25 protein-coding genes and 1 riboswitch are annotated in these 26,579 nt (G+C 71.3%); of the genes, 10 read left to right on the top strand and 15 right to left on the bottom strand.

The annotated features are described in order from the left end of the window. A partial coding sequence (locus HG543_RS30245) for a hypothetical protein (RefSeq protein ID WP_169348369.1) occupies positions 1 to 990 on the top strand: 990 nt, incomplete at its 5' end. A 27-nt stretch (positions 991 to 1,017) separates the two neighbouring features. Here the strand turns inward: HG543_RS30245 and HG543_RS30240 are convergent. The 11 genes from HG543_RS30240 to hisG form a co-directional block, all read right to left on the bottom strand. Beyond that, positions 1,018 to 1,467, bottom strand: coding sequence for a DofB protein (locus HG543_RS30240; RefSeq protein WP_169348368.1), 450 nt, complete (start codon positions 1,465 to 1,467; stop codon positions 1,018 to 1,020). A 290-nt stretch (positions 1,468 to 1,757) separates the two neighbouring features. Then, positions 1,758 to 2,102, bottom strand: coding sequence for a hypothetical protein (locus tag HG543_RS30235; protein WP_169348367.1), 345 nt, complete (start codon positions 2,100 to 2,102; stop codon positions 1,758 to 1,760). 82 nt (positions 2,103 to 2,184) lie between these two features. Further along, positions 2,185 to 2,826: a bifunctional phosphoribosyl-AMP cyclohydrolase/phosphoribosyl-ATP diphosphatase HisIE gene (hisIE, locus tag HG543_RS30230; protein WP_171818499.1), complete on the bottom strand. Its 642-nt coding sequence runs from the start codon at positions 2,824 to 2,826 to the stop codon at positions 2,185 to 2,187. Next, positions 2,823 to 3,605 (bottom strand): histidinol-phosphatase, encoded by a 783-nt coding sequence (gene hisN / locus HG543_RS30225; protein WP_169348366.1) that lies wholly within the window; start codon positions 3,603 to 3,605, stop codon positions 2,823 to 2,825. The genes hisIE and hisN overlap by 4 nt, the downstream gene beginning before the upstream one ends. Further along, positions 3,602 to 4,363, bottom strand: a complete 762-nt coding sequence (gene hisF, locus HG543_RS30220) for an imidazole glycerol phosphate synthase subunit HisF (protein ID WP_169348365.1) — start codon at positions 4,361 to 4,363, stop codon at positions 3,602 to 3,604. The genes hisN and hisF overlap by 4 nt, the downstream gene beginning before the upstream one ends. Then, entirely contained in the window at positions 4,363 to 4,899 is a 537-nt protein-coding gene (locus HG543_RS30215) for an imidazoleglycerol-phosphate dehydratase (protein ID WP_169348364.1), read from the bottom strand. The genes hisF and HG543_RS30215 overlap by 1 nt, the downstream gene beginning before the upstream one ends. Then, positions 4,896 to 5,612, bottom strand: a complete 717-nt coding sequence (locus HG543_RS30210; RefSeq protein WP_169348363.1) for a HisA/HisF-related TIM barrel protein — start codon at positions 5,610 to 5,612, stop codon at positions 4,896 to 4,898. Before HG543_RS30210 ends, HG543_RS30215 begins: the two co-directional genes overlap by 4 nt. Then, positions 5,609 to 6,202 carry an imidazole glycerol phosphate synthase subunit HisH gene (gene hisH / locus HG543_RS30205; RefSeq protein WP_169348362.1) on the bottom strand — a complete coding sequence of 198 codons (594 nt, stop codon included), beginning with the start codon at positions 6,200 to 6,202 and terminating at the stop codon, positions 5,609 to 5,611. Before hisH ends, HG543_RS30210 begins: the two co-directional genes overlap by 4 nt. Further along, positions 6,199 to 7,245, bottom strand: coding sequence for a pyridoxal phosphate-dependent aminotransferase (locus HG543_RS30200; protein WP_169348361.1), 1,047 nt, complete (start codon positions 7,243 to 7,245; stop codon positions 6,199 to 6,201). The genes hisH and HG543_RS30200 overlap by 4 nt, the downstream gene beginning before the upstream one ends. Next, on the bottom strand, positions 7,242 to 8,555 hold the full coding sequence (gene hisD, locus HG543_RS30195; protein ID WP_171818500.1) for a histidinol dehydrogenase: 1,314 nt from the start codon (positions 8,553 to 8,555) through the stop codon (positions 7,242 to 7,244). Before hisD ends, HG543_RS30200 begins: the two co-directional genes overlap by 4 nt. Continuing rightward, entirely contained in the window at positions 8,555 to 9,415 is an 861-nt protein-coding gene (hisG, locus tag HG543_RS30190) for an ATP phosphoribosyltransferase (protein ID WP_169348359.1), read from the bottom strand. The genes hisD and hisG overlap by 1 nt, the downstream gene beginning before the upstream one ends. Before the next feature lie 299 nt (positions 9,416 to 9,714). Here hisG and thiO point away from each other — a divergent pair, with 299 nt between their 5' ends. Further along, a complete protein-coding gene (gene thiO / locus HG543_RS30185) occupies positions 9,715 to 10,833 on the top strand; it encodes a glycine oxidase ThiO (protein WP_169348358.1) in 1,119 nt (372 codons plus the stop codon). 24 nt (positions 10,834 to 10,857) lie between these two features. Here thiO and HG543_RS30180 read toward each other — a convergent pair whose 3' ends face one another. Then, a complete protein-coding gene (locus HG543_RS30180; protein WP_169348357.1) occupies positions 10,858 to 13,491 on the bottom strand; it encodes a choice-of-anchor Z repeating domain-containing protein in 2,634 nt (877 codons plus the stop codon). Between the two features lie 420 nt (positions 13,492 to 13,911). Between HG543_RS30180 and HG543_RS30175 the strand changes: the two genes are divergently transcribed. Both HG543_RS30175 and moaA read left to right on the top strand, forming a co-directional pair. Further along, complete coding sequence (locus tag HG543_RS30175; protein WP_169348356.1) at positions 13,912 to 15,150, top strand: HD domain-containing phosphohydrolase; 1,239 nt, start codon at positions 13,912 to 13,914, stop codon at positions 15,148 to 15,150. Between the two features lie 72 nt (positions 15,151 to 15,222). Continuing rightward, entirely contained in the window at positions 15,223 to 16,242 is a 1,020-nt protein-coding gene (moaA, locus tag HG543_RS30170; RefSeq protein WP_169348355.1) for a GTP 3',8-cyclase MoaA, read from the top strand. 63 nt (positions 16,243 to 16,305) lie between these two features. On the opposite strand, the gene HG543_RS30165 is transcribed toward moaA, so the two are convergent. Beyond that, positions 16,306 to 16,647 carry a DUF4870 domain-containing protein gene (locus HG543_RS30165; protein ID WP_246357402.1) on the bottom strand — a complete coding sequence of 114 codons (342 nt, stop codon included), beginning with the start codon at positions 16,645 to 16,647 and terminating at the stop codon, positions 16,306 to 16,308. Between the two features lie 177 nt (positions 16,648 to 16,824). Continuing rightward, positions 16,825 to 18,699, bottom strand: coding sequence for a phosphomethylpyrimidine synthase ThiC (thiC, locus tag HG543_RS30160; RefSeq protein ID WP_169348353.1), 1,875 nt, complete (start codon positions 18,697 to 18,699; stop codon positions 16,825 to 16,827). 44 nt (positions 18,700 to 18,743) lie between these two features. After that, positions 18,744 to 18,852, bottom strand: a riboswitch (TPP riboswitch). Between the two features lie 224 nt (positions 18,853 to 19,076). Between thiC and HG543_RS30155 the strand changes: the two genes are divergently transcribed. The 6 genes from HG543_RS30155 to HG543_RS30130 all read left to right on the top strand — a co-directional run bounded on the left by HG543_RS30155 (position 19,077) and on the right by HG543_RS30130 (position 25,445). Then, positions 19,077 to 19,508 (top strand): CBS domain-containing protein, encoded by a 432-nt coding sequence (locus tag HG543_RS30155; RefSeq protein WP_169348352.1) that lies wholly within the window; start codon positions 19,077 to 19,079, stop codon positions 19,506 to 19,508. Between the two features lie 108 nt (positions 19,509 to 19,616). Further along, on the top strand, positions 19,617 to 21,017 hold the full coding sequence (locus HG543_RS30150; RefSeq protein ID WP_169348351.1) for an SLC13 family permease: 1,401 nt from the start codon (positions 19,617 to 19,619) through the stop codon (positions 21,015 to 21,017). Between the two features lie 119 nt (positions 21,018 to 21,136). Then, positions 21,137 to 21,619 carry an OsmC family protein gene (locus HG543_RS30145; RefSeq protein ID WP_169348350.1) on the top strand — a complete coding sequence of 161 codons (483 nt, stop codon included), beginning with the start codon at positions 21,137 to 21,139 and terminating at the stop codon, positions 21,617 to 21,619. Continuing rightward, positions 21,610 to 23,028 (top strand): sigma-54-dependent transcriptional regulator, encoded by a 1,419-nt coding sequence (locus HG543_RS30140; protein ID WP_169348349.1) that lies wholly within the window; start codon positions 21,610 to 21,612, stop codon positions 23,026 to 23,028. Before HG543_RS30145 ends, HG543_RS30140 begins: the two co-directional genes overlap by 10 nt. An 83-nt stretch (positions 23,029 to 23,111) precedes the next feature. Then, positions 23,112 to 23,504, top strand: coding sequence for a BlaI/MecI/CopY family transcriptional regulator (locus HG543_RS30135; RefSeq protein WP_169348348.1), 393 nt, complete (start codon positions 23,112 to 23,114; stop codon positions 23,502 to 23,504). After that, entirely contained in the window at positions 23,505 to 25,445 is a 1,941-nt protein-coding gene (locus HG543_RS30130) for a M56 family metallopeptidase (protein WP_246357401.1), read from the top strand. Positions 25,446 to 25,457: 12 nt separating this feature from the next. Here the strand turns inward: HG543_RS30130 and HG543_RS30125 are convergent. Further along, on the bottom strand, positions 25,458 to 26,579 hold a 1,122-nt coding region (locus HG543_RS30125), incomplete at its 5' end, for a sensor histidine kinase (protein WP_246357400.1).

Below are 26,579 nucleotides of genomic sequence, written 5' to 3'. Positions count from 1 at the left end.
CCCAAGCCCCTCCCCCCACCCGAGTGCCAGACGCTGCCGGGCGCCCTGGAGTCGGCCCTGAAGGCCCCGGACGACGCCCGGGCCGTGGCCGGAGCCCGGAAGCGGCTGGACGCCTGCCCGGAGCCCCCCGACCGGGCGTGTGAGCTGAGCCCCGCGCTCGCCGCGCGAGCCCCGCTCGCCTCGGGGGTGGACACTCCCCTGCGCGGGGTGCTGGCCACCCTCTGCGAGCGCTGCCCGTCGCCCTTCAATGCCTGCGTCCAGACAGTGGCCCAGTCCCTCCTGGAGGCCGCCCTGGGCAGGCCGCCGGACCTGGCGAACGTGCGCTGGAGCCTGGAGCACGCCGGGAGGAGCACGCCGGACGCGTGCGGCTCGCTCGTCCGGCTGGGGCTGGCGCCGGCCGCCCAGTCCGACCTCACCCTGGCCCCGGCCGTGGGCACCCTCGTCGTGGAGCTGGCCCCCGTGTGCGCGAAGGCCGGCCACCTGCCGGACCCGCTCGTGCGCGCCGCCGCGGTGCATCAAGGGGAGAAGGCCGCGCCCGCGCTGGTGGCGCTGGCCGCCGGGCCGACGGTGGAAACGGCGGCCGTGGATCCGGACCTCGTGACGGGCGCGGAGCCCGGGCGCCAGGCCTTCGACCGGGACGTGAATACCGGCGTGCGCGTGAGCAACGCCTCGAAGCCGAAGCGTTGGGCGGCGGACGGAGCGCTGCGCGCGGGCTACACGCCCACGCTGAAGCACGTGGAGAGCCTGCGGATCCGCGCCACGGGCCCCGGCACGCTGAGGGCCATCATCCGCACCCCGAAGGGCGTGGGCCTCCAGGATCCGGAAGGTGGCTTCTCCTTCGTGAATCCCACCGTCTGCCGCTACCGCGGCACGGGCCAGTGGGAGGTCTGCAAGCTGCCCGTGCCGCTGCTCGACGTGGACGCGGTGAGCGTCTTCCCGGAGCGCGCAGATGGCGAGGTGAAGGAGCTGGAGATCATCGGCGCGCGGTGAGCGCCGGACCGTCCGAGCCCGCGGCGCTCAGGCCAGGAGGCCCTTGTCGCGGGCCATCTGGAAGATGGGCGTCGCGTCCTTCTTCAGCACCGTGCCCACGTCCTTGACGATGGAGTCACCCGACTTCGCCACGGACAGGAAGTTGTCGAAAGTGCGCGTGAGGATCAGCACGCCGGAGATGATGACGCGCTGGAGGTTGTGCTGCAGGTCGGTGCCCTCGTAGATGAGCCACGCCTGCTCCACGCAGGTGCGGCGCGCGTCCAGGAGGAACTGGTTGAGCACCGCGCGCTCCGCCGCGTCCGGCACCTTCGACTTGGGGCTCACCGAGCCGACGTAGATGAGGTTCGAGCCCAGCCGTTTGGCCGCATCCTGCATCTGCGCCAGGATCGTCGTGACGTCCTCCTTCGTCGGAGGGTTCGGCCAGCGGGTGAAGATGACGCGGTCGATGATTTCAGCCTTGTAGGTGGGGCCGTTCACGATGCGATGCCTCCGGTGAGGCGGACGGTTTGCAAGCGCCCGGCCGGCGATCTCCACTCCGCCGTGCGGCACGAATGTGTAGCAGGAACACTCCTCCCGTTGAAGAGAGTGAGACCTGCCCCAATCCGTCTTGCGTGGCAGTCACGCTGTCACGCTGCAGTCCTGGCGTACAAAACCGTCCGGGTCGAGGCTGACACTGCCCCTGTTGGCCTTCCGTGACTCAGGAATGCCACGAAAGTCCTGCCTCGAAGACATGCTCGGAGGCGCCGTGAGGGCGCCTGATCCACGAGCTAGGCGCCGCCCACTTCGGAGAGGCCCGCGGGCATGCCGGCGTCGGCGGGCGCGGGGGTCGTCGTGGCGGACGACGGCTTGCGGGCACGGCGCACGCTCTTCTTCGCGGCGGCGACGCGCGGGCGCTTGTTGACGGAGCGGGACGGGGTGCCCTGGTTCTTCACGTCGCGCTGCTTGCGCGTCTTGCGCACGCCGGTCTTCTTCGAGTCCACCTGCTTGCGCTGCCCCTTCATCTCCGCGGAGTCCTTCGCGACGCGCCCCGCCTGGTGCGTCTTGCGCCGCGAGGACTTCACCGCCGTCTTCTTCTTCGCCGGTGCCTTCGACTGCTTCGCTTTTGAGGCCATGCGTGACTTCCTCCTGCGTGTGCAGTTATGCACGCGTGGTGCGAATGACCACTGTCCCCACGCAGGAGGTCGTGCGAAACGCTCAGCGCGCGCCGCTGGAAGGCGGTGGCTTCGCGGCGCGGCGGGCGAGGACGGCCTTCACGTCGTCCAGCGTGAGGCCCAGCGGCTTCACGGCGACGAGCACGTGGTAGAGCACGTCCGCCGCCTCCTCCACCGCGCGAGGCGCGTCCGCGTCCGCGCACGCCGTCACCAGCTCCGCGGCCTCCTCGCCCAGCTTCTTCAGGCGGAGGTTGCGGTCGTCCAGCAGCCGGCGGGTGTAGCTCGGCTTCTCGCCCTCGGGGGGCGCCTGCGCGGCGCGCTGGGCGATGGTGGCATCCAGCGCCGCCAGCGCGTCCCAGCGGCCCGTGCCGAAGCAGGTCTCCTCGCCGGTGTGGCAGGCGGGGCCGGCCTTCACCACGCGGGCCAGCACCGCGTCTCCGTCGCAGTCCGCGCTGAGCGACACCACGCGCTGCGTGTTCCCGCTGGTGGCACCCTTGTGCCACAGGCCCCGCGTGCGCGAGCGGTAGTGCATCTCCCCGGTAGCCAGCGTGCGTTCGAGCGCCTCACGGTCCGCGTGCGCCACCATCAGCACGTCCCCGGTGCTCGCGTCCTGGGTTACCACCGTCACCAGGCCGTTGCCCTTGGTGAAGTCCAGCCGGTCCAAATCCAACGTCACGGCCGTCATCGCACCACCTCCGTCGCGCCGAGCCGCTCGCGCACCACGCGCGCCAGGGCCCCGTTGGTGGCGATGCAGTTGCCGCCGAAGGAGGTCTGCCTGCCCGTCCAATCGGTGAACACGCCGCCGGCCTCCTCGATGATGGGCTGCAGCGCCGCCGCGTCCCAGGGCGAGAGGATTTCGTCCACCATCACCTCCGCCCGGCCCGTGGCCACCAGCAGGTAGCCGTAGCAGTCGCCCCACGTGCGGTCCATGGCCGCCTCCTTCGCGAGCGCGCGCCAGGCCTCGCCCCGCTCCGGGTGGAGGAGGAAGCGCTCATCCGTGGACAGCACCACCGCCTTCGACAGGTCCGCCTGCTCGGAGACGCGCGCCGGTCTGTCATTCCAAAAACAGCCCTGCCCCGGCGCCGCCACCAGCAGCTCGCCCACGGCGGGGAAGTACGCGGCGCCCGCGAGGATGCGCTCGCCCTTGGCCACCGCCACCAGCGTGCCCCACAGCGGCACGCCGCGGATGAAGGTCTTCGTGCCGTCGATGGGGTCCAGAATCCAACGTCGCTCGGCGCCCGGCCGCGTCTCGCCGAACTCCTCGCCGAGGATGCCGTCCTCCGGGAAGCGGGCCGAAATCCAGTCGCGCGCCGCCTGCTCGGCCGTCCGGTCCGCCACCGTCACCGGGGTGCCGTCGGACTTGGTGTCCACCGCGATGCCGCCGCGGAAGAAGCCGAGCGCCACGTCCCCGGACTTCCGGGCCACCTCCGCCGCGGCCTGCATCAGTGCCTGCCTGTCGTTCATGTCCGGCTCCGAACGTGGATGCCGCCCTCGCGGAGCAGCGACTTGATGGCGCCCACCGTGGTGACGCCGTCGTGGAGGATTCCGGCCACCAGCGCCGCGTCCGCCCCTCCCTTCGTCAGCCCGTCGCGCACGTGCTCCGCGTTGCCTGCGCCGCCCGACGCGATGACGGGCACGTCCACCACGTCCGCCACGGCCCGCGTCAAGTCCAGGTCATAGCCGGAGCGCGCCCCGTCGCGGTCGATGCTGGTGAGCAGCACCTCGCCCGCTCCGCGCGCCACGCACTCGCGCGCCCAGGCCACCGCGTCCAGCTCCGTGGGCTTCTTCCCGCCATGGGTGTAGACGCGCCAGCGCCCGTCCTCCCTCTTGGCGTCGATGCTGGCCACGACGCACTGCGCGCCGAAGCGCTCCGCGCACGCCGTCAGCAGCGCGGGGTTGGCCACCGCCGCCGAGTTGATGCTCACCTTGTCCGCGCCCGCGCGCAGCGCGCGGCCCACGTCGTCCACCGTGCGCACGCCGCCGCCCACGGTGAGCGGGATGAACAGCCGCTCGGCGGTGCGCTGCACGAGGTCCCACAGCGTGCCGCGCTCCTCGGCGCTCGCGGAGATGTCCAGGAAGGTCACCTCGTCGGCGCCCTCCTCCTCGTAGCGCCGGGCCAGCTCCACCGGGTCGCCCACGTCGCGCAGGCCCTCGAACTGGACGCCCTTCACCACGCGTCCGCCCTTCACGTCCAGACAGACGATGAGTCGCCGGGTGAGCATCACTTCACCTCCAGGGCGACGGAGCCCTTCATACTGAACACCGTGCCCTCGTCCACCATGGCGTCGCGCAGCGCGAGGCCCAGCGCCTTGAAGGCCGCCTCCGTCGCGTGGTGGCTGTCCTTGCCGCGCAGCACGCGCAGGTGCAGCGTCACCTTCGCGTGCTCGCTGAACGAGCGCATGAAGTGCTCATACAGCCGGTTCTTCAACGGGCCCCGGTAGTAGAAGCGCCCGCCCGCGTCCAGGCACGCCTGCACCAGCGCGTCGTCCATGGGGATGGTGCGCTCCGCGAAGCGCGCCGCGGTGGCGGGAATCACCTTCTGCACCGCGGTGCCCAGCGTAATCGCCACGTCCTCCATGAGGTGGTGCGTGAGGTCGCCCCGCGCGTGCACCTTGAGGTCCAGCCCCGCGTAGCGGCCGAAGGTGGACAGCATGTGGTCGAAGAACTTCAGGCCCGTGTCCACCTGGGTGACGCCCTTGCCGAGCGACACCTCCACCTGGACCTTCGTCTCCTTCGTCTCTCGAATGACGGTGGTCATCCCGCGAACTCCCGCGCGACGTCGCGCGCATCCAGCCTTCCCGTGTACAGCGCCATGCCGATGACCGCCCCATACGCGCCCGCCGCGGCGAGCGCCCTCAAGTCTTCCAGCGTCGTCACTCCGCCCGAGGCGTAGAGCCGGTGACGGCTGGTGCGCGCCACCTCCTGCATCAGCGGCAGGTCCACGCCCGACAGCTGCCCTTCCTTGTGCACCGCCGTCACCAGCAGCCCGCCCAGGGGCAGCGGCTCCAGCGCCGCGAGCACGTCGCGGATGTCCCGCGCGCTGCCCGACGTCCAGCCGCGCGTCACCACCTCGCGGCCCTTCACGTCCGCGGCCACCACCACCCGGCCCGGGTAGCGGCCCGCCACCTCCGCCAGCCACGCGGTGTCCTCGATGGCCCGCGTGCCCACCACGACGGCGGAGGCGCCTCCTTCGAGGACGGCCTCCACCCGGTCCGAGTCGCGCACGCCGCCGCCGACCGTGAAGGTGAGCCCCTTCTCATATGACGTCAGCCGGAAGATGGCGTCCGCGTTGGAGCCCTTGCCGAGCGCGGCATCCAGGTCCACCACGTGGAAGGTGCTGAAGCCGAAGCTCCGCCACTGGCGCAGCGCGTCCAGCGGGTCATTCACGCGGACCTTCTCCGCGTCGTACGAGCCGCCCACCAGCTGCACGCACGCGCCCTCGCGCAGGTCGATGGCTGGGATGGCAATCACGGCGCCACCTCCTCGAGGAAGGCGCGCACGAAGCGGACGCCCGCGGTGGAGGACTTCTCCGGGTGGAACTGCACGCCCACCACCTTCCCGCGCCGCACCGCCGCGGGGAAGCGGTCACCCTCGTGCGTCGTCCAGCCGGTGACGACGGACGCATCCGTCGGGCGGCAGACGAAGCTGTGCGCGTAGTACACGGTGTCCAGCTTCGTGCCGGCCAGCGTGCGGTCCTCCTCCACCGTGTTCCAGCCAATCTCCGGCACCCGGCGCGCGGCCAGCCGCGTCACCTTCCCGGGGAAGTAGCCGAGGCCCGCGCCGCCGCCCTCGTCGCTGGTGTCGAAGAGCAGCTGCATGCCCAGGCAGATGCCCAGGCACGGCAGGCCGCGCTCCAGCGCGTCACGCATGGCTTGGCGCCCGGGCTCCAGCCGCGCCGCCGATGCACCGAAGGCTCCCACGCCCGGAAGCACCAGCACGTCCGTGTCCAGCGCGCGCACCGGGTCCTCCTGAATCCGCACCTCCGCGCCCGGCGCCGTCGCCAGCGCCTTGGCCAGCGAGTGCAGGTTGCCCGCTCCGTAGTCGAACAGGGTGACTCTCATTGCATTGACTCCCGCAGCGCCGCCAGCGCCGCCTCCAAGAGGGGCCAGGGTCCACTGCCAATCCGGAGCGCGTCCCCCACCCCGGTCAGCCCCTGGAAGGCCCGCACATTCACGTCCCGCTCCCGCATCCGCTCCGCCACCTTCGGCGCACCCGGCAGGGGCACCATCAGGAAGTTGCCCTCCGACGGCAGCGGCTTCAGCCCCAGTGCCACCAGCTCCGCGCGCAGCCGCTCGCGGTTCTCCACCGCCTCGCGGGCCCGCGCCTTCACCCAGTCCTGGTCCTCGGTGAGCACCGCGACGGCCATGGCCTCCGCCAGCGCGGTGAGCATGTACGGGCCCCGCGCCTTCTCCACCTCGGCCACCAGCCGTGGCGAGCCCACCGCCCAGCCCACCCGCATGCCCGCCATGCCGTAGGCCTTGGAGAAGGTGCGCGTCACCAGCACGTTGGGCCGCGTGCGGGCCAAGTCGATGAAGCCCGGCCCGGAGGCGAAGTCCGCGTAGGCCTCGTCGATGATGACGATGCCGGGCGCCTTCTCCACCACGCGCTCCACCGCCGCGCGCGACAGCGCCGTGCCCGTGGGGTTGTTGGGCGAGCACAGGTAGATGACCTTCGCGCCCGTGGCCACGAGGCCGTCCACGTCCAGGTCGAAGTCCGCCTCCGGTCGCAGCGGCACCGGCGCCGCCTTCACCCCGTTCATCTTCGAGTACAGCGGCACCATGACGAAGGTGGGGTCCTGGAAGGCGAGCACCTCGCCCGGCTCCAGGAAGGCGCGGATGGCGCAGTCGATGAGGCCGTCCGAGCCGCAGCCCGTGGCCACCGCCTCCGGCGTCACCCCGGCGTACGCGGCCACCGCGCGGCGCAGGTCCGGCGAGTAGCCCGCCGGGTAGTGCGTCACCGCGCGGAGCGAGGCCCCGCGCAGCACGCGCTCGGCGGCGGGCGGCGTGCCGAAGAGGTTGGTGTTGTCGCTCAGGTCCACCCGGCACGGCTTCTTCGCCGGCGAGTAGAGGGGGATGTCCCGATAGGACGCGCGGGTGGGAATCATGGCGTCCTCCAGGCGCGCGCCGCGTCCGCGTGGGCGAACAGGCCCTCGCTGTCCGCGAGCCGGCCCACGTCATCCGCGAGCTTCGCCGCCGCCCCGGCCTCCACCCGCTGGTAGGTGGTCCACCGGTAGAAGTCCAACAGGTTGAGCCCCGAGTACGCCCGCGCCAGCCCCGCCGTGGGCAGCACGTGGTTGGAGCCCGTCATGTAGTCGCCGTAGGCCACCGACGAGCGCTCGCCCAGGAAGACGGTGCCCGCGTTGCGCACGCGCGCCAGGTCCTCCTGGGGCGATGCCGTGGCCAGGAGCAGGTGCTCTGGCGCGAAGTCCGCCGCGAAGGGGAAGGCCTCCTCCAGCGACGCCACGCTCAGCACCGCGCCGCGAGAGCCCAGCGCCGAGGTGACGATTTCCCAGCGCTTCGCTCCCGCCGTCAGCCGCTCCACCGCCGCGGTGATGGCGGCCGCCAGGGGCTCACCCACCGCCAGCGTCACGCACGCGGCCTCCGGGTCGTGCTCTGCCTGGGCGAGCATCTCGCGCGCCACCGCGTCCGGATTCGCCGTGCCATCGGCAATCACGAGGATTTCGCTCGGGCCGGCGGGGGCTTCAATCGCCACCGCGCCCACCACCTGGAGCTTCGCCTCGGCGACGTACGCGTTGCCCGGTCCGACGATGCGGTCCACGCGGGGCACGCTCTCCGTGCCGTAGGCCAGGGCCGCCACCGCGCCCGCGCCGCCCAGCGCGAAGACACGGTCCGCCTCCGCGATGGCCGCCGCGGCCAGCACGGCGGCGTGGGGCAGCCCGTTGGGGCCCGGCGGCGAGCAGACGATGACCTCGCCTACTCCCGCCACCTTCGCCGGCACCGCGCCCATCAGCACGCTGCTCGGGTACACCGCCCGGCCTCCCGGCGCGTAGACGCCCACGCGGCCCAGGGGGTCCGGCCTCCGGCCCACCAGCACGCCGGGCTCGGTTTCAATCTCCACCGCCCGCGGCTTCTGCGCGGCGTGCGCCTTCGCGATGTTGCGCGCCGCGCGCGTCAGCGCCTCGCGCACCGCCGGGTCCAGCGAGGCCAGCGCCGCCTGCCACTTCTCGCGCGGCACCTCCAGCGACTTCAGCTCCACGCGGTCGAACTGGCGCGCCAGGTCGAAGAGCGCGCGGTCGCCCTCGGAGCGCACGCGGGAGATGAGCTCGCTGACGCGCGCCGTCACGCGGGCATCGACTCCACTGCCCGCGCGGTCCAGCAGCCGGCGGCGGTCCTCCGCGGAGAGGTCGGACAGCGCGCCGCGGTACCTGAGGACGGAAGAAGCGAGGGAGTCCATCACGCCATCAACCTTTCGATGCGGGTGACGAGGATGCCCTCGCAGCCCAGGGCCTTCAGCGCGTTGACGGTGCGGTAGATGGTCTTCGACGGCACCACCGCGTGCACCGCCACGAAGTTGCCGCCGTCCAACACGTCCACCACCGTGGGACCGTTGAGGCCGGGCAGCACCTCGCGCACCTTCTCCAACGCCTTCCTCGGCACGTTGGCCATGAGGTAGCGCTTGCCGCGAGCCGCCAGCACCGAGCCCAGCGCCAGCGTCAATTCCTCCAGCTTGCGCTGCGCGTCTGGGGTGTTGCCCTTGCAGGCCACCAACCGCGCGCTGGACTCGAGCACCGTGGCCACTTCCCGCAGGCCGTTCATCTTCAGCGTGGAGCCGGTGGACGTCAGGTCCACGACGATGTCCGCGATGCCCAGGTGCGGGGCAATCTCCGCCGCGCCCGACACCGGCACCACCGTCACCTTCTGCCCGCGCTTGTCGAAGAAGGACTGCGTCAGCCGCGGGAAGCACGAGGCCACCCGGCTCCCGTTGCGCACGTCATCCGGCGACTGGATGCCGCTCTCCTCGCGGGCGGCCACCACCAGCCGGCACCGGCCGAACTCCAGGTCCATCAGGAGGTCCAGCTCGCGCCCGGCCTCATTCACCAGGTCCCACCCCGTCACGCCCGCGTGCGCGGCCCCGTCCGCGACGAACTCGGGGATGTCCTGGGCACGGACGAAGATGGCTTCGAACTCGCCGCCGAGCGAGGCGGTGAGCGCGCGCTCGCCACGGGCCCGGACCTCCAGGCCCGCGTCGTTGAACAGCTCCCGCACTTCTTCGGACAGGCGGCCTTTGTTGGGGAGGGCAATCTTCAGCAGCATGGGTGGGCCTTCGAGGGGCTTCGGGGGTGGGAATGCGCGGAAACGAAAAAAGGCCCGTCCTGGGGGGACGGGCCTTCGTCGCTGCGGCTTGTGCCGGGTGGGTGCGCTCTAGACGTTCACCCAGGCATGCGCATGGCGATCGAACCCGTCCGGGCCGAGCCGATGATGCGCATGATGGTGATGGAACGCAGAGAGCACGGTGCCATCGTTAACGGGAACGCCTCCCGCCGTCAACCGCGCCCTGCGTCAAGCTGTCGTGACGCTTGCAAACGAGGGAGTGGGCGAGCAGGAAGCACGCCATGCGAGTCTCGGACGTCATCATCGTGGGTGGCGGCATCATGGGCTGCGGTATCGCCCTGCGGCTGCGGCAGGCAGGCGTGCGCGTGACGGTGCTGGAGCGCTCCATTCCGGGCGCGGAGGCCTCCAGCGCGGCGGCGGGCATCCTCGCGCCGCAGATGGAAGCGGACGGGCCGGGCCCCTTCCTGGAGCTGTGCATGCGCAGCCGGGGCCTCTACCCCGCCTTCGCCGCGGAGCTGCGGGAGCTGACGGGCGTGGACGTGGCCTACCGGCCGTGCGGCGTGCTCAAGGTGGCCTTCGACGAGGCGGGCCTGCACCACCTGGACGCCACGGTGGCATGGCAGCGCGGGCTGGGCCTGCGCGCGGAGCTGCTGGACGGCGCACAGGCCCGGGAGTTGGAACCCCGCCTGTCCCCGAAGGCGCTGGCCGCGGCGCACTTCCCGGACGACCACCAGGTGGACAACCGGCTCCTGGTGCGCGCGCTCACCATGGCCGCCGCGCGCGTGGGCGCGGAGTTCCGCAGCGGCTACGTGCGCGGCGTGGTGCACGAGGGTGGCCGCGCGGTGGGCGTGGACCTGGACGGCGAGGTGCTGCGCGCGGACGCGGTGGTGCTGGCCGCGGGCTCGTGGTCCGCGCTGGTGCAGGGCGCGGGCGTGGAGGCGAAGGCGGTGCGGCCGGCGCGCGGGCAGATGGTGCAGTTCCAGACGCGGCTGCCGCTGCTGGAGCGCATCCTCACCTCGGAGAAGGGCTACCTCGTGCCGCGCGCGGATGGGCGCATCATCGCCGGCAGCACCATGGAGCTGGTCGGCTTCGACAAGCAGGTGACGGCCGCGGGGCTGGCGCGCATCCTCGACATGGCGCTGGAGCTGTGCCCGGAGCTGGGCAGCGCGCCGGTGACGGACTCGTGGGCCGGCTTCCGGCCGTGGACGGAGGACAAGTACCCGTACCTCGGCGAGGGCCCCGTGCCCGGCCTCTTCCTGGCCACCGGCCACTTCCGCAACGGCATCCTCCTGGCCCCCATCACCGCGAAGCTCATCACCCAGGCGGTGCTCGGCGAGAAGACCACGGTGAACCTGGCGCCCTTCCGGTACGACCGCGCCCCGGCGAAGGCCCACGGCTGAGGCCCTCGCCGGGACGCCGCGGCGCTACTGCACCATCACCGGCAGCGCGAGGGAGACGCCACCTCCGGGCGCGGGCGTCTCCACCGTCACCCGGGCTGTCGTCGGGGACGCGACGAGCGCGCCGGGCACGACGGCCCCCATGAAGGTCTCGCTCAGCTTCATCGTCGTCAGGGGCTGCCCGTTCCAGCGCACCACGCTGGAAGCGTGGAGATTGCTCCCTTCAATCCGAATCAATTGCGAGTCCGCTCCCATGCGCAGGTTGCCGGGCCACACCGCAAAAGCCCGCGGAACGGGCCGCTCGGTCACCACGTTGACGAGCGCGGGGAGCGACGTGCCCCCATTCTCACTCGCCCGCGAGACCCGGACCTCGACCGCCCCCGGATTCGCCACGGCCTCTCCCGGCACATCCGCCAGCGGTCCCTCCCCGCTGTGCCAGTCGCCGTAGTTCACCTGCACCGGGTAGGCAGCATTCCCCCATTGCAGCGAGGCACTCAGGCGTGTCTCCAGCGGGGAATCGTCCGTCGAGTCGAAGTTCTCGCCCCGGAGGTCGAGGGAGCGGACCTCGCCCTTCTTCCAATGGCCCACGGACACCACCCCCGGAATCACGCTCCGCAAGACAGGGGTCCGGGGGGGAATCACATGCAGGAACTGGGATGCGCTGGCCACAGAGCCCTCTGGCCGGGGCGTCACTGCCTGGAGTTCGAGGGTGCGCTCCGTCGCGAGCTCCCAGGCCTCGAGCTTCACGGTGACCGTGGTGCTGTCGATGAAGGTCGCGGTGCGCGAGTTGCTGCCCACCATGACGAACGTGCTCGTGCTGAAGCCGCCGCCGCGCACCGTCACGGTGACGTTCGGGCTGCCCAGCTCGATGCTCCGCGGCGTGAGCTCCGGCGCGCTGGCACCCGGCGCGAGGATGGCGAAGTCGATGGCGTTGCTCGCCCCGCCGCCCGGCGGGGGATTGAAGACCGTCACCCGGGCGACGCCGGGCTGGGCCAGCCGGTCCGAGGGGATGTCCGCCACCAGCCGGTACTGCCCGTTACAGCAGGGCTCCCAGCGCGTGGTGAGGAAGGCCCCGTTCCAGCGAATGACCGAGTAGGCCCCCAGGCCCGCTCCCGACACGGAGAGGGACATGGGGCCGCTGCCCACCGTGGCGAAAGGGACCGACAGGCTGGCGAGGTGTGGCGCCGGCCGGCGTGCGTCCACGTTGAGCAGCAGGGGCAGCGAGGTGCCGCCGCCAGGGGAGGACACGGTGACGGTGTGAATCCCCGCCTCCGCCAGGTCCCCAGGCTCCAGCAAGGTGGAGATGGAGTAGGCACCCTGGTTCTGTGAGACGCGTTCCCTTCCATCAATCCGGATGACGGAGGTGGGGCCGAATTCGTTTCCGTGGACCCGCAGGCGTACCGGCGATTCACCCACCGACACCACCGAGGGCTCCAACGAGAGGACCCCGGGCGCTGGCGCCGCATCCACCACTTCCACGGGATGGGGCCGGGACAGCGCGCCGTCGGACTTGCGACGCACCCGGACGCTGTGCAGTCCCGGTCGCGCCATCTCCGCGGACGGCACACTGACGTACGCCACATCGCCCGAGGACCCATGCTGGAGTTCGAGCAACTGGTCATCCCAGGACACGTCCACGGCCGAGCCCCATCCCTCGCCCTGGAGGGTGAGCCACGCGACCTGGCTTCCCGTCTGGATGACCGGGGTCACCAGCCGGTGCACCACCGGTGCATCCTCGATGGGAAGCAGGTAGGGGGCGGGGACGTGTTCCATGCCGGCCGCCTCCAGCGTCAGGGTGACGAGCCCGGGCTTCGACCGCGCATCCTGTGGAAGCGGCAGATAGAGGGCAGACCCGTCCGTGTATCGCGCGAACTGCACCGGCTGACCGTTCCACTTCACCTGCGTCACGAATCGTGCGTTCTTCACGTAGAGGACGAGGGCGCTGAAGAGGGTGTTGTTTCCCCCGGCGGTGCTCAGCGACGACGGCGACACCCCCAGGAACTCGACGATGGGAGGGTCCGTCCGCACGGTCAGCGTGTTCGAGCGCTGCGGCTGGGGCCGGGAGGTCTGGAGCTGGAGTTGGAGCCCCCCCCTCATGCTTTCGAGCACTGCGTTGAACGGGAGCTCCACGTCGGCTCGCTCCGTGCTCCGCACCGTCACGGGGTAGAGCTGCTCGTCGTAGGTGACGTGGCTTCCCGTGACGAGGTTCCGCCCGGTCAGGATGAAGCGCCCCTGGGTGACGGAGTCGAGGGGCTCCGGCTCGAGGCTGGCGGAGAGCAGCTCGGGTTCGGGGTACGGGAGCACGTATCTGTTCGAACTGCCGTCATCGCGGACGTCCAGCCAGGCCTCGGTCCAGGAGACCGCGTCGTTCAGCGGCAGCACCGCGCTCAGCTCCGTGTCGCCCAGGAAGGTGGTGGTCAGCGCCTGCTCCCTCCAGCGCACGGTGCTGCGGGAGCTGAAGTTGCGGCCACGCACCCGGAGCTCCATCGCGGTGGCCTCCGCATCCACCCACCGCGTCGTCACCTCCTCGACCGCCGGCGCGTGCTCGGACACCCCCGGGTCCGGTGTCTCGGAAGGAAAGTCACTGCGCACCCCGGGCCCACAGGCGGCCAGCATGCAGAGCCCCGCTAGCAGCAGTCCCCAGCTCCCACGTCGCGTCATGGTGTCGTCACCCCGTCCAACTCGTTCGCGCGGAACAACCCCGGAGGGCCCGAAACTGCGCAACGCCTTCGCACGCCAGTGGCGGCCCTCCCACCCGTGTGCTCCGGCCACCAGGGCCCACGGTCGAGGCCTCGGGAGACCCCGGAATGGGACGTGGGGACTCGTGGATCCACCTCCGACATCGGGAATCCCATACGCCCCGTCAGGGCGGGCAGGCGGGGATGATCCGAACAGGCGTGCAGGCGCTCCAGGCGGTCTCCCAGAGGGAAAAACGCCCCTGACGGGCCCGCAGGCCCCGCCTCCCACCGGCGGCGGGGTACCCTCCCTGCCTGGTGGGAGATCAACCGCCAGCCTGGAAAGGGTGGTAATTTCCCGCTCTCGTTCGCCTTTGAAACCCGGAAACCTCTAGAATCTGCCGCCGTGGAAGCCATCCCTCCTGCCCCACCCCGAATTCTCATCGTCGATGATGACGACTCCGTACGCGACGTCATCTCCGTCCTCCTCCGGGAGGAGGGCTACAACTGCGTCGTCGCGAGTGGTGCCGAGATGGCGCTCGATGTCGCCGGCGAGGAGGACACGCCGCTCGTCATCAGCGACATGAAGATGCCGGGCAAGGACGGCCTGTGGCTCCTGGAGAACCTGCGCGAGCGGCTCCCGGACACTTCCGTCATCATGCTCACCGGCTACGGTGACACCGAGTCCGCGGTGGACTGCCTGCGCCGCGGCGCGGTGGACTACCTGCTCAAGCCACCGAAGCTGACGGACCTCATCCGCGCCATCGAGCGCGCGCTCGCCAAGCGCCGCATCGAGATGGCCCGCAAGCGCTACCAGAAGAAGCTGGAGCGCAAGGTGCGCGACAGGACGGCGGAGCTGCGCAACGCCCTGCGCGACATCGCCAACACGTACCAGAACACGCTGCTGGCGCTGGTGGCCGCGCTCGACGCGCGCGAGCACGAGACGAGCGACCACTCCCAGCGCGTGGTCAGCTACACGTCCGCCATCGCCAACCGGATGGGCATCCAGGGCAAGGAACTGGAGGAGATTGGCCGCGGCGCGCTCCTGCACGACATCGGCAAGATTGGCGTGCCGGACGCGGTGCTCCTCAAGCCGGGCAAGCTCACTCCGGACGAGTGGATGGAGATGCGGAAGCATCCGGAGATTGGCTTCCAGATGATCCAGAACATCCCCTTCCTGGACACGCCCGCCTCCATCGTGCTGTCGCACCAGGAGCGCTGGGACGGCGCCGGCTACCCGCGCAACCTCCAGCGGCACGAAATCCACATCGGCGCGCGCATCTTCGCCGTGGCGGACACGCTGGACGCGATGACGAGCGACCGGCCCTACCGCAAGGGCACCTCGTTCGCCAACGCCATCCAGGAGATCCGCCGCTGCGCCAACACGCAGTTCGACCCGGAAGTGGTCCGCGCGTTCCTGGACATCGGCGAGGAGGGTCTCATCCGCATCAAGGAGGAGATGAAGCTCAAGAAGGGGCTTCCCCAGGCGGAGCTCGAGGCCACCGAGGCCGAGGCCGAGCTGGCCCGTCTCACCGATTTGGATGACGACTCCGACGCCCCCTCCCCTGCTGGCCGGCCCGCGGCCACCGAGGGCGTGGAGGCGAAGGACGTCGTCAAGCGCTCCGCCACCGGGAGTGAGGGATAGGACACGCGGCGCCCCCGCGTGCAGGTCGGAGATGATTGGCCCGGGGGCCGCTGTTATGAGGATGAGCCTCCCGTGACGACCGCCAGCCCACAGCCTCCGACGGACCCACTCGCGCCGCCCCTGCTGGATGCCCAGGGGCGCCGGATGACGTACCTGCGGCTGAGCATCACGGACCGCTGCAACTTCCGCTGCACCTACTGCTCGCCCGCGTCGTGGGGTGGGAAGCGGGACATGCTGGACGCGGCGGAGCTGGCGCGCATCACGTCGATTTTCGCGAGCATGGGCATCCGCCGGGTGCGCCTCACCGGAGGCGAGCCGCTCATCCGCCCGGACATCCTGGACATCTGCCGAGGCATCTCCTCGCTGCCCGGCATCCGGCACCTGGCCATCACCACCAACGCCAGCTTCCTGGCGCCGCTGGCCGTGCCGCTGCGCGAGGCCGGCGTCAACCAGCTCAACCTCAGCCTGGACACGCTGTCGCCGGAGACGTTCCGCCGCATCTCCAAGCAGGGGGACCTGGCCACCATCCTGCGCGGCATCGACGCGGCGGCGGCGGCGGGCTACGCCTCGCTGAAGCTCAACGCCGTGGTGATGCGTGGCGTGAATGACGACGAGGTCCCCGCGCTGGTGGCGTACGCGCACGAGCGCGGCATCACCCCGCGCTTCATCGAGCTGATGCCCTTCGGCCAGGGCACGCCCGTGCCCACCGCGGAGCTCGTCGAGAAGCTCCAGGCGTCGGGGCTGCCGCTGGAGCCCGAGCCCGACGACGAGGGCGCTGACGCCGCGTCGCTCACCTCCGGTCCGGCGCGCTACTGGCGCACGGCCTCGGGGCGCGTGGGGTTCATCTCTCCCCTCACCCAGAACTTCTGTGGCGGGTGCAACCGCGTGCGCGTGGCGTCCAACGGGGACTTGCGCAGCTGCCTCGGCGGACGCGCGCAGGCGCCGCTGCACCAGCTCATCCGCGGGGGCGCCACCGACGTGGAGCTGGCGGTGGCCATCCGCCGCGCGCTGGGGGACAAGCCGGACGGGCACCGCTTCACCGAGCCCGGCAACGGCGCCACCCTGCTGTCCATGATGGGCATCGGCGGCTGAGCCCTGGAAACACGTCGGGCGGGCCCGCGCGCTCGCGCATGACCCGCCCGATGAAGGCTTCCCCTACTTCACGAAGCGGATGGTGGCCGGGTACCGGTACAGCTCGCCGTCCTTCGCCTTGAGCCCCGCGATGATGGCGAAGGCCACCGAGGCAATCCACACCGCCGCGATGATGACCAGGCCCACGCCGAAGCAGGCGGTGATGCCGCCGATGACGAACCCGATGAAGCAGGTGATCTGGAAGTTGAGCGACTCCACCGAGTGCTCACGGATGAAGGAGGACTCCTTGCCCTTGGTGAGCATGAGGAACAACGGGACGAGGAAGCCAAACCCCACGAACAGGTTGGCAATCAGGGTCCCGATGTGGGCCAGCATCCCCATCGTCTTCTCATCCTGAGTCGGCATCGGTGTGCCACTGATGTACGAACCCAGCTGTTCCCGCGGCGGAGTCTCCATGGAACGTCCCCTTCAAAAAGGAGGGCGCGGCAAGCGCACCCTTGCCGGCCCACCATGACATGTGCCCGCGACGATTGTCACGCCGCGGACAGGTGATGTGTCAGGTCGTCCCTCGGCCGCCCGAGCCTAGCGGTACAGCTCGCCGCCGGCCTTCTTGAACTCCTCGCTCTTCTCCTCCAGGCCGGTCTTCAGTGCCGTCTCCTCGTTCACACCCGTCTTCGCCGCGTAGTCGCGCACGTCCTGGGTGATCTTCATGGAGCAGAACTGCGGGCCGCACATGGAGCAGAAGTGGGCCACCTTGGCCCCTTCGGCGGGCAGCGTCTCGTCGTGGAAGGCGCGGGCGCGCTCGGGGTCCAGGGACAGGTTGAACTGGTCCTCCCAGCGGAACTCGAACCGCGCCTTGGAGAGCGCGTTGTCGCGCGCCTGGGCGCCCGGATGCCCCTTGGCCAGGTCCGCCGCGTGGGCGGCGATCTTGTAGGTGATGACGCCTTCCTTCACGTCATCCCGATCCGGCAGGCCCAGGTGCTCCTTGGGCGTCACGTAGCAGAGCATCGCCGTGCCGAACCAGCCGATCATCGCCGCGCCGATGCCGCTGGTGAAGTGGTCGTACCCCGGCGCGATGTCCGTGGTGAGGGGCCCCAGCGTGTAGAACGGCGCCTCGCCGCACACGGCGAGCTGCTTCGTCATGTTCTCCTGGATGAGGTGCATGGGCACGTGGCCCGGGCCCTCGATCATCACCTGCACGTCGTGCTTCCAGGCCACCTTCGTCAGCTCGCCCAGCGTCTCCAGCTCGCCGAACTGCGCCGCGTCGTTCGCGTCGGCGATGGACCCCGGCCGCAGCCCGTCGCCCAGGCTGAAGCTGACGTCGTACGCCTTCATGATCTCGCAGATCTCCTCGAAGTGCGTGTAGAGGAAGTTCTCCTGGTGGTGGGCGAGGCACCACTTGGCCATGATGGAGCCGCCGCGGCTGACGATGCCGGTGAGGCGCTTCGCGGTCCACGGCACGTAGCGCAGCAGCACGCCAGCGTGGATGGTGAAGTAGTCCACGCCCTGCTCGGCCTGCTCGATGAGCGTGTCGCGGAACAGCTCCCACGTCAGCTCCTCGGCCTTGCCGCCCACCTTCTCCAGCGCCTGGTAGATGGGCACCGTGCCGATGGGCACCGGCGCGTTGCGCAGAATCCACTCGCGCGTCTCGTGGATGTTGCGGCCGGTGGACAGGTCCATCACCGTGTCCGCGCCCCAGCGGATGGACCACACCATCTTCTCGACCTCCTCCTCGATGGAGGAGGTGACGGCCGAGTTGCCGATGTTGGCGTTGATCTTCACCAGGAAGTTGCGGCCGATGATCATCGGCTCCAGCTCCGGGTGGTTGATGTTGGCGGGGATGATGGCGCGGCCGCGGGCCACCTCGTCGCGGACGAACTCGGGCGTAATCACGCGCGGAATGGAGGCACCCCAGGACTGGCCCGGGTGCTGGGCCGCGAGCGAGGCCTCCACCTGGAGGTTCTCCCGCAGCGCCACGTACTCCATCTCCGGGGTGATGATGCCGCGCCGGGCGTAGTGCAGCTGGGTGACGTTGCCGCCCTTCTTCGCCACGCGGGGCTTGCGGCGGTGGCCGAAGCGCAGGCCCGCCAGCCGCGGATCCTCCTCGCGCACGCGGCCGTACTCGGAGCTGATGCGGGGCAATTCCTCCGTGTCACCGCGGGCGGCAATCCACGACGCGCGCACCGGGGACAGGCCCTGCTTCACGTCGATGGGCGCCGACGGGTCCGTGTACGACCCGCTGGAGTCGTAGACGTAGACGGGCGGGTTGGGCGTCTCCTTCGCGTCCGGCCCGTGGCCATGGCGCGTGGGCGTCTGGCTGATTTCCCGCAGGGGCACGCGCACGTCCGGGTGCAGCGCCCCGTTGACGTACACCTTGCGCGAGGCTGGCAGCGGGCCCCGGCTGATTCCCTCCAGCACCTTTCCATCGACCTTCAGGCTCCTGGACGCTCCGCTCATCTCGCTCCTCCTCTGGATGGCGGACGGGCAGGCGGGCGGGGAGTGCGAGCCCCGGGCCGCTTCCCTCCGCCGGTATGACCCGGTTCAGGTTCCAAGGGTTGGCCGTGCTACTCGGCCGTCTCAGCCCCCTCCGGGGCACCCCTAGCGACGGGGTGAGCACTTAGCGCACAGCCAGACGGGCTTCAATCGCCCCGAAAGGAGGGTGTCGGGCGGTGCTCACGCCCCTCCGGCGCGCAAACCCTGCGAGGGGCACCAGGGGGACGCAAAGCTTGCACCTCCGGGGAACCGGAAACACCGTTTCCAAGGTGGAACACGTGGCTGGCCCCGGACCTGCAATGGAGGAGGCCCGTAGAGGACGCCACACCCCGGAGAGCCCCATGCAGATTGTCGGAGAGCTGATGACCCGCGAAGTGGTCACCCTCAAGGAGACCCAGAACCTGGCCAAGGCGGACGAGCTGCTCCGCCTGCACCGCATCCGGCACCTGCCCGTGCTGCGGCAGGGCAAGCTGGTGGGCCTCGTCACCCACCGCGACCTGCTGAGGGCCGCCGCCGTCCACGCCACCGACCCGGCGGCGCAGCCGCTGTGGGCCGCGGACATCATGACGCGGGATGTGGCGACGGTACGTCCCGAGACGGCGCTGAAGGAGGCGGTGGTGGAGATGCTCAAGCACAAGTACGGCTGCCTGCCCGTGGTGGACGCGAGCGGCAACCTGGTGGGCATCCTCACGGAGGCGGACCTGGTGCGGTACGCGCAGCACCTCATCGCCGAGCGCGACCGGCACGAGATGGCCGCCGAGTACAGCGCCTGAGCAATCTCCTTCCCGGCGCGCGGGCCTGACGCCGCGCGCCTCCTGGCTTCCCGCCCACACTGGCGTCCCCCTTGTCGAAGGATGGGACGCCGGGACGTGTAAGGCCCCATGAACCCCTCCCCTTCCGTTTCGCTGGGCGCCTCCGAGGCGCCGGGCCCGTCGTCCGTCCGGACGCCGGCCCGCTGGCAGTGGCTCCGCCCCGCGCTCGCGGTGGCCGGAGTCGCCGTGGTGGCGCTGGTGGCGGCCCTGGGCGTGGAGGGGCCCGTCGCCTCGCGCACGGTGCTGATTGGCGGCGTGTGCCTGGTGCTGTGGCTCACGGAGGTGGTGCCGCCCTTCATCCCCACCCTGCTGCTGATGGGGGCCACGCCCGTGCTGATGGGCTCGCTGGACCCGGCCTATCGCCTTCCGGCGGTGCTGGCGTGGAGCGCGGACCCGGTGCTGGTGCTCTTCCTGGGCGGCTTCGCGCTGGAGGTGGCGGCCATGCGGCACGGCCTCGACGCCGCGCTGGCCGAGCACGTGGTGCGGCTGTCGCGCGGGCGGCCCCGGCTGCTGCTGCTGCTGGTGATGGCCGGCGTGGCCTTCCTCTCCATGTGGATGTCCAACGTGGCCGCCGCGGCGATGATGCTCGCGGCGCTGCGGCCCATCCTCCAGGCCGCGCCCGCGGGCTCGCCGCTGCGGCCCGCGCTGCTGTTGAGCGTGGCGCTGGGCGCCAACTTCGGCGGCATGGGCACGCCGGTGGGCAGCGGCCCCAACGCGCTCGCGGTGTCCGCCGCTGGCGCGTACTCGCAGGTGACGTTCGCGAAGTGGATGGCGCTGGCGCTGCCCCTCACCGGGCTGATGCTGGTGCTGGGCTTCGGGCTGGTGCTGCTGCGCTTCCGCGTGGGCGGCCGGCTGGAGCTGCCCACCCAGGAATCGAAGCCGCTCGGCGGGCCCGGGCGGTGGGTCCTCGCGGCGAGCGCGGCCTGCATCGTGGCGTGGCTGTCCGAGCCGCTGCACGGCGTGCCCGCGCCGGTGGTGGCGCTGGGGGCCACGGCCCTGCTCTTCGGCACCGGCCTGCTCAAGCGCGAGGACCTGGGGAAGCTGGACTGGTCCACCCTGCTGCTCATCGCCGGCGGCATCTCCCTGGGCCGGCTGATGGAGCACTCCGGGCTGGTGGCGCGCGCGCTGGCCGGCGCGGACTTCAGCGGCTGGCCGGTGACGGCGCAGCTCGGGCTGCTGGTGGTGGTGGCGGCGGTGCTGTCCGCGGTGATGAGCAACACCGGCACCGCGGCGCTCCTCATCCCCCTGTCCCTGCAGCTCCACCCGGCCGCCTCCACGCCCATCCTCGTGGCCCTGGGGTGCTCGTTCGGAATCCCCTTCGTCATCAGCACCCCGCCCAACGCCATGGCCGCGGGCGAGGGCCTGGACTCGTCCGAGATGCTGAAGCTCGGCATCCCCTTGATGCTGGCCGGCTGTCTGCTGGTCAGCCTCACCGGACCCGCCATCCTTCGCCTGTTCGGGTTACCATGATGTCCCCTGATTGGCGGGAGTTGTACCCAGGAACAGGGGGCGGGTTCGGGAAGAAGCACCGGCGCGGCACAGCGGTTGAAAGGGCATTTGCCACCCAGGGAATGGCAGGAGGTAGCCCGATGACGTCCGTGACCATCACCGAATACGAGACGCGGCTGTTCTGGCAGGGCGCACGCGGTGCCGTCCTGACGAGCGACCGTGCGCCCCCCGTCCCCATCGGCTGCCCGCTGCCCGAGCCGGACACGGCGAACGAGGGCCGCTGGGCCCCCGAGTCCCTGCTGGTGGGCGCGGTGGAGGGCCGCACGCTGCTGGCCTTCCTGGACCGCGCGCGCGACGCGCACGTGCCGGTGCTCTTCTACCAGAGCAGCGCGGTGGCCCGCGTGGTGGGCGCGCCCGACCAGCCGCCGCACCTGACCGACCTCATCGTCCGCCCCCACGTCGCCGTCTCCAGCGAGGCGGACGCCGAGGAGGCCCGCCGCATCTTCGCCGAGCTTCCCGCCCACTGCTTCCCCAGCTCCATCATCCAGCTCACCCCGCGCATCGAGCCCGTGGTGGAGACCTGGAACGTCCAGACACACTCCGAGAGCCCCCCATGTCCCTGAAGCGCATCCTGGTCGTCGACGATGAGGACAATGCCCGCCGGGCGATTGCCACCATCCTCCAAGAGGAGGGCTACGAGGTGGCCCAGGCCTCCAATGGCGCCGAGGCCCTGGCGCGCATCTCCGAGTTCTCGCCCGCGGTGGTCCTCACCGACGTGCGCATGCCGCAGATGGACGGGCTCACCCTCCTGAAGACGGCGCGCGAGCAGGGCAGCGACGCCACCTTCGTGATGATGACGGCGTTCGCCAGCGTGGAGACCGCCGTCGAGGCCATGAAGTCCGGGGCCGACAACTTCCTGCTCAAGCCGCTGGACGCGGAGCAGGTGCTGGTCATCCTCAACAAGGCGCTGGAGAAGCGCAGCCTGCGCCAGGAAGCGGAGGCGCTGCGCGACCAGGTGCGCTCGCGCGTCAAGCGCTTCCACGACATCATCGGCGAGTCCCCGCCGCTGCAGGGCATCTACGACGTCGTGCGCCGCGCGGCGGGCACGCGCGCCACGGTGCTCATCCTGGGCGAGTCCGGCACGGGCAAGGAGCTCATCGCCCAGGCGCTGCACCAGGAGTCCCCGCGCAAGGACAAGCCCTTCATCCGCGTGCACTGCGCGGCCCTGTCGGAGAACCTGCTGGAGAGCGAGCTGTTCGGCCACGAGAAGGGCTCCTTCACGGGCGCGGTGTCCCGCAAGGAGGGCCGCTTCGAGATGGCCGACGGCGGCACGCTCTTCCTGGACGAGATTGGTGAGATTTCCGCCGCGGTGCAGGTGAAGCTCCTGCGCGTCTTGCAGCAGCGCGAGTTCGAGCGCGTGGGCGGCACCCAGACGCTGAAGGTGGACGTGCGCATCGTCGCGGCCACGCACCGTGATTTGGTGGCCGAGGTGAAGGCGGGCCGCTTCCGCGAGGACCTCTACTACCGGCTCAACGTGGTGAGCGTGACGCTGCCGCCCCTGCGCGAGCGCAAGAGCGACATCCCCGCGCTGGTGAACCACTTCCTGGAGAAGTACAGCGACGCGTACGGCAAGCAGGTGCGCGGGCTGGCGCCGGGTACGCTCCAGGCGCTGCTGTCCCATGACTGGCCGGGCAACATCCGCGAGCTGGAGAACGCGATTGAGCGCGCGCTGGTGCTGTCCCAGGGCAACGAGCTGACCACCGATGATTTGCCGCCCGTGCTGCGCGGGCCCCGCCCCAACGGCACGTCCGCGGGCGCGCTCATCCCCGGCGCCACGCTGGCCGCCATCGAGCGCGAGGCCATCCTCCGCACGCTGGAGATGGTGCAGGGCTCCACGTCGCGCGCGGCCGAGGTGCTGGGCATCAGCGTGCGGAAGATTCAGTACCGCCTCAAGGAGTACGCCGCGCAGAACGGCGGCGTGGCCCTGAAGCCCGTCCCCGACGAGGACGAGGAGCTGGCCGCGGAGTCGTAGGCGCGGGAGTCGCAAGGGCCGGGCGGTGAACATCTACGACGCGCGTCGTTGACACTTACGACACGCGTCGTAATACTCCGCGTATGACCCCCGCCCTGCCACAGCCCACTCGTGCCGAGCTGGCCATCCTACGAGTCCTCTGGAAGCTGGGACCGTGCACGGTACGTCAGGTTCACGAATCGCTCCGCGACACCCAGGACAAGGACACCGGCTACACCACCGTCCTCAAGCTCCTGCAGAACATGACGGAGAAGGGGCTGGTGCAGCGCGACGAGAGCGAGCGCACCCACGTCTACGAGGCCGCGCTCAGCGAGAAGCGCACCCAGCGTGACCTGCTCCGCGACCTGATGGACCGGGCCTTTGGCGGCTCGGCCACCACCCTCGTGGCCCAGGCCCTCTCGATGAAGCGCGCGTCCGCCGAGGAGCTGGCGGAGATCCGCAAGCTGCTGGACGAGCACGAGAAGCGGGGGAAGTAGATGGACGCTCTGCCCATGCTGTCGCAGCAGCCCGTCTTCCTCGCCCTGGAGCGAGCCCTGTTGGAGTTCCTGTGGCAGGGCGCCGCCGTGGCCCTCGTCGTCGCCGGGCTGCTGGCGCTCGTTCCGCAGCGCGCCGCTCGCGCGCGCTACGCCACCGCGTGCCTCGGCCTGCTCGCCATGGCCGTGCTGCCGGCGGTGTCCTTCTTCTCCGCCCTGGCCGAGGCCTCCCGCTTCGTCTTCGCGGAGGCCACCCCCGCCCTTCCCTCCGCCTCCGTCACCGTGGATGCCACCGTCACGGTGATGACGGCGCCGGCACCGCTGGGTGACTCGCCGTGGCTGGAGGCGCTGCGGCCGTGGCTGCTGCCGGCCTGGTGCTGTGGCGTGCTGCTGCTGTCGGCCCGCACCCTGCTGGCCTGGATGCTGACGCAGCGACTGGCGCGCCAGCGCACCGTCGAGCCCGACGCCCCCTGGCGTGACGCCCTCCAGCGCGCCCTGGCCCGCATGCGCATGTCTGGCCCGGTGCGCCTCCTGGCCTCCTCCAGCATCGACGTGCCCATGGTCATCGGCCTGTGGCGGCCCCTCATCCTCGTGCCCGCCAGCGCGATGACGGGCCTGTCCGCCGCCCAGCTCGAGGCCATCCTGGCGCACGAGCTGGCACACATCCGCCGTCACGACTACCTCGTCAACCTGCTGCAGTCGCTCGTCGAGACCCTGCTCTTCTACCACCCGGCCGTCTGGTGGCTGTCGCACCGCATCCGCGAGGAGCGCGAGCACTGCGCGGATGACCTGGCCGTGCAGTGCTGCGGGGACGCGTACCTGTACGCGCGAGCGCTGGCCCACATCGAGCAGCTGCGCGTGGCGCCCTCGCCCCAGCCGGCACTGGGGGCCGCCGGAGGCTCGCTGCTGACGCGCGTGCGCCGGCTGCTCGTCGCCCCCGAGTCCTCCACTCCCCGCAGGCCCTGGCGCCTCGCCAGTGGCGTGGGCAGCGCGGTGGTCGCGGTGATGCTCGGCACCTCGCAGGTGCCCGAGACGGCGCGCGCGGAGCCGCCTCCCGCCCCGATGCCGGAGACCGCGAAGGCCCTTCCCGCCCAGGCGCCCGCCCCGGCTCGCGCCGCTCCGCGCCTGCTGGTGGCGCCCGTCTCGCCCGCCGCGCCTCGCAACATCCCCGCGCCGGTTCGCGCGGCTCGCACGGCGCCTCGCGCCTCCGCTCCGAAGGGTGAGCGCGCGCCCGCTCCGAAGGCCCGTGCCCCGCGCTCGGCGCCGCTGCTCATCCCGGACACGCAGTCCATCGCCCGCACGGAGCTGCCGCGCGTCCCGTACTCGCTGGACGCCGAGCCCTCCGCTCCGGTGGAGGTGGAGGTCGCCGCGCCGGTGATGGAGGACGCCGCCCCTGTCGAGGCCGTCGCCGCCGCCTCCGAGACTCCGGCCGAGTCCGCCCAGCCCGCGGTGCTGGAGCTGGGGCCGGGCATCACCCCGCCCCGGTTCCTCTCCGGCGAGCGCTTCCACTACCCCGACCTCGCCTATGGCCTCCGGAAGGCGCTGGCCTCCTTCCCCAAGGGCTCGGTGGTGGCTCGCTGCACCATCACCGCCCAAGGCAACGTCACGGACTGCACGTCCCTCCAGGGGCTGGGGGGCCTGGAAGAGGCCGTCATCCGCACGCTCTCCACGTGGCGCTACGCGCCGGCCATGCTCAACGGCAAGCCCGTGGCGGTGCACTACGTCTTCGACATCTGGTTCAGCAACGAGCCGGGTGGCGCCAGGCCGCAGCCCGTGGGCAAGCAGCTCGCGAGCACCGAGCCGCCTTCGCTGGGCAATCAGCTCGCCAGCGCGGACCTGTCGCAGTACCGGAGCGGCGCCGCGGCCGCGCACTCGTGCATCGTCTGCACGCGCTTCAGCACGAGCGGCCGGGTCTACTTCCGCTCCGGCAACTCCTTCTTCTGACGGACGGCGCCGCTACGCGCGGCGCACGGCGACGGGCTCACCCGTCGCCACCGGGAGCTGGAGGATGAAGCGAGCGCCCCCTCCGGGGGCCGTGCCCACCTCCAGCGTCCCGCCATGCTGGGTGACGATGGCGTGGACGATGGACAGCCCCAGCCCCGAGCCCTGGGCCTTCGTGGTGAAGAAGGGCTCGAAGATGCGATCTCTCACCTCCGGAGGGACTCCCGGGCCGGCGTCGTCCACGGTGAGCCACACGCGCCCGCCCTCGTGCCCCGCGGACACCGTCACCTTCCCGCCCGCCGGCGTGGCCTCCAGCGCGTTGAGGCACAGGTTGATGAGCACCTGCCGCAGCCGCTCCTCCTCGCCGGCCACCGGCGGAAGAGGCTCCTCCCGCGGGGCCTTCTCCAGCGCCACCCTGCGCGCCTCGGCCTGACCGCTGAGCAGGTCCACCACGCGCCGCACCAGCTCGCGCACGTCCACCGAGCCCGGGCGGAACTCGCGCGGCCGGGCGAACTGGAGGAAGTCCTCCAGGATGTGGTCCAGCCGCCGAATCTCGTCGCGCACCAGCAGCAGCGGCTCCAACAGCGGCCCCTGCTGCACGTCCGGCAGCTTGCGCACGCGGCGCTCCAGCACGGACAGCTGCAGCGCCGCCGCGTTCAGCGGGTTGCGGATTTCGTGGGACAGGCCCGCCGTCATCGTCCCCACCGCCGCCAGCTTCTCCGTCATCTGCGCGCGCCGGGCCAGCTCGCGCTTCTCGCCGTGCAGCCGCACCTGCCGCATGGCCTGCTCCAGCGTCAAGAGCAGCTCCTGCGGGGCGCAGGGCTTCATCAGGTAGGCGCACGCGCCCGCCCGCACCGCCGCCACCGCCGTCTCTAGCGTGGCGAAGCCGGTGAGCAGCACCACCTCCGAGTCGGGGCTGCCATTCTTCAGCTCCGCGGCCAGCGCGGTGCCGTCCCCGTCCGGCAGGCGCAGGTCCACCAGCGCCACGTCGAAGCCGTCCTTCGCGTGCTCGCGGGCGGAGCGGCAGCTGGACGCGCCGCGCACCTCGTAGCCCGCGTCACCCAGCAGCTCCTGCAGGTTGTCGAGGAAGGCCGCGTTGTCGTCCACCACGAGGACGGTGGGCGGGGACTTGGGGGC

This window comes from Pyxidicoccus fallax, from assembly GCF_012933655.1.
Classification (GTDB): Bacteria; Myxococcota; Myxococcia; order Myxococcales; family Myxococcaceae; genus Myxococcus; species Myxococcus fallax.
The sequence above is the reverse complement of the archived record's forward strand: the minus strand, read 5'-3'. Positions and strand labels throughout refer to the sequence as shown.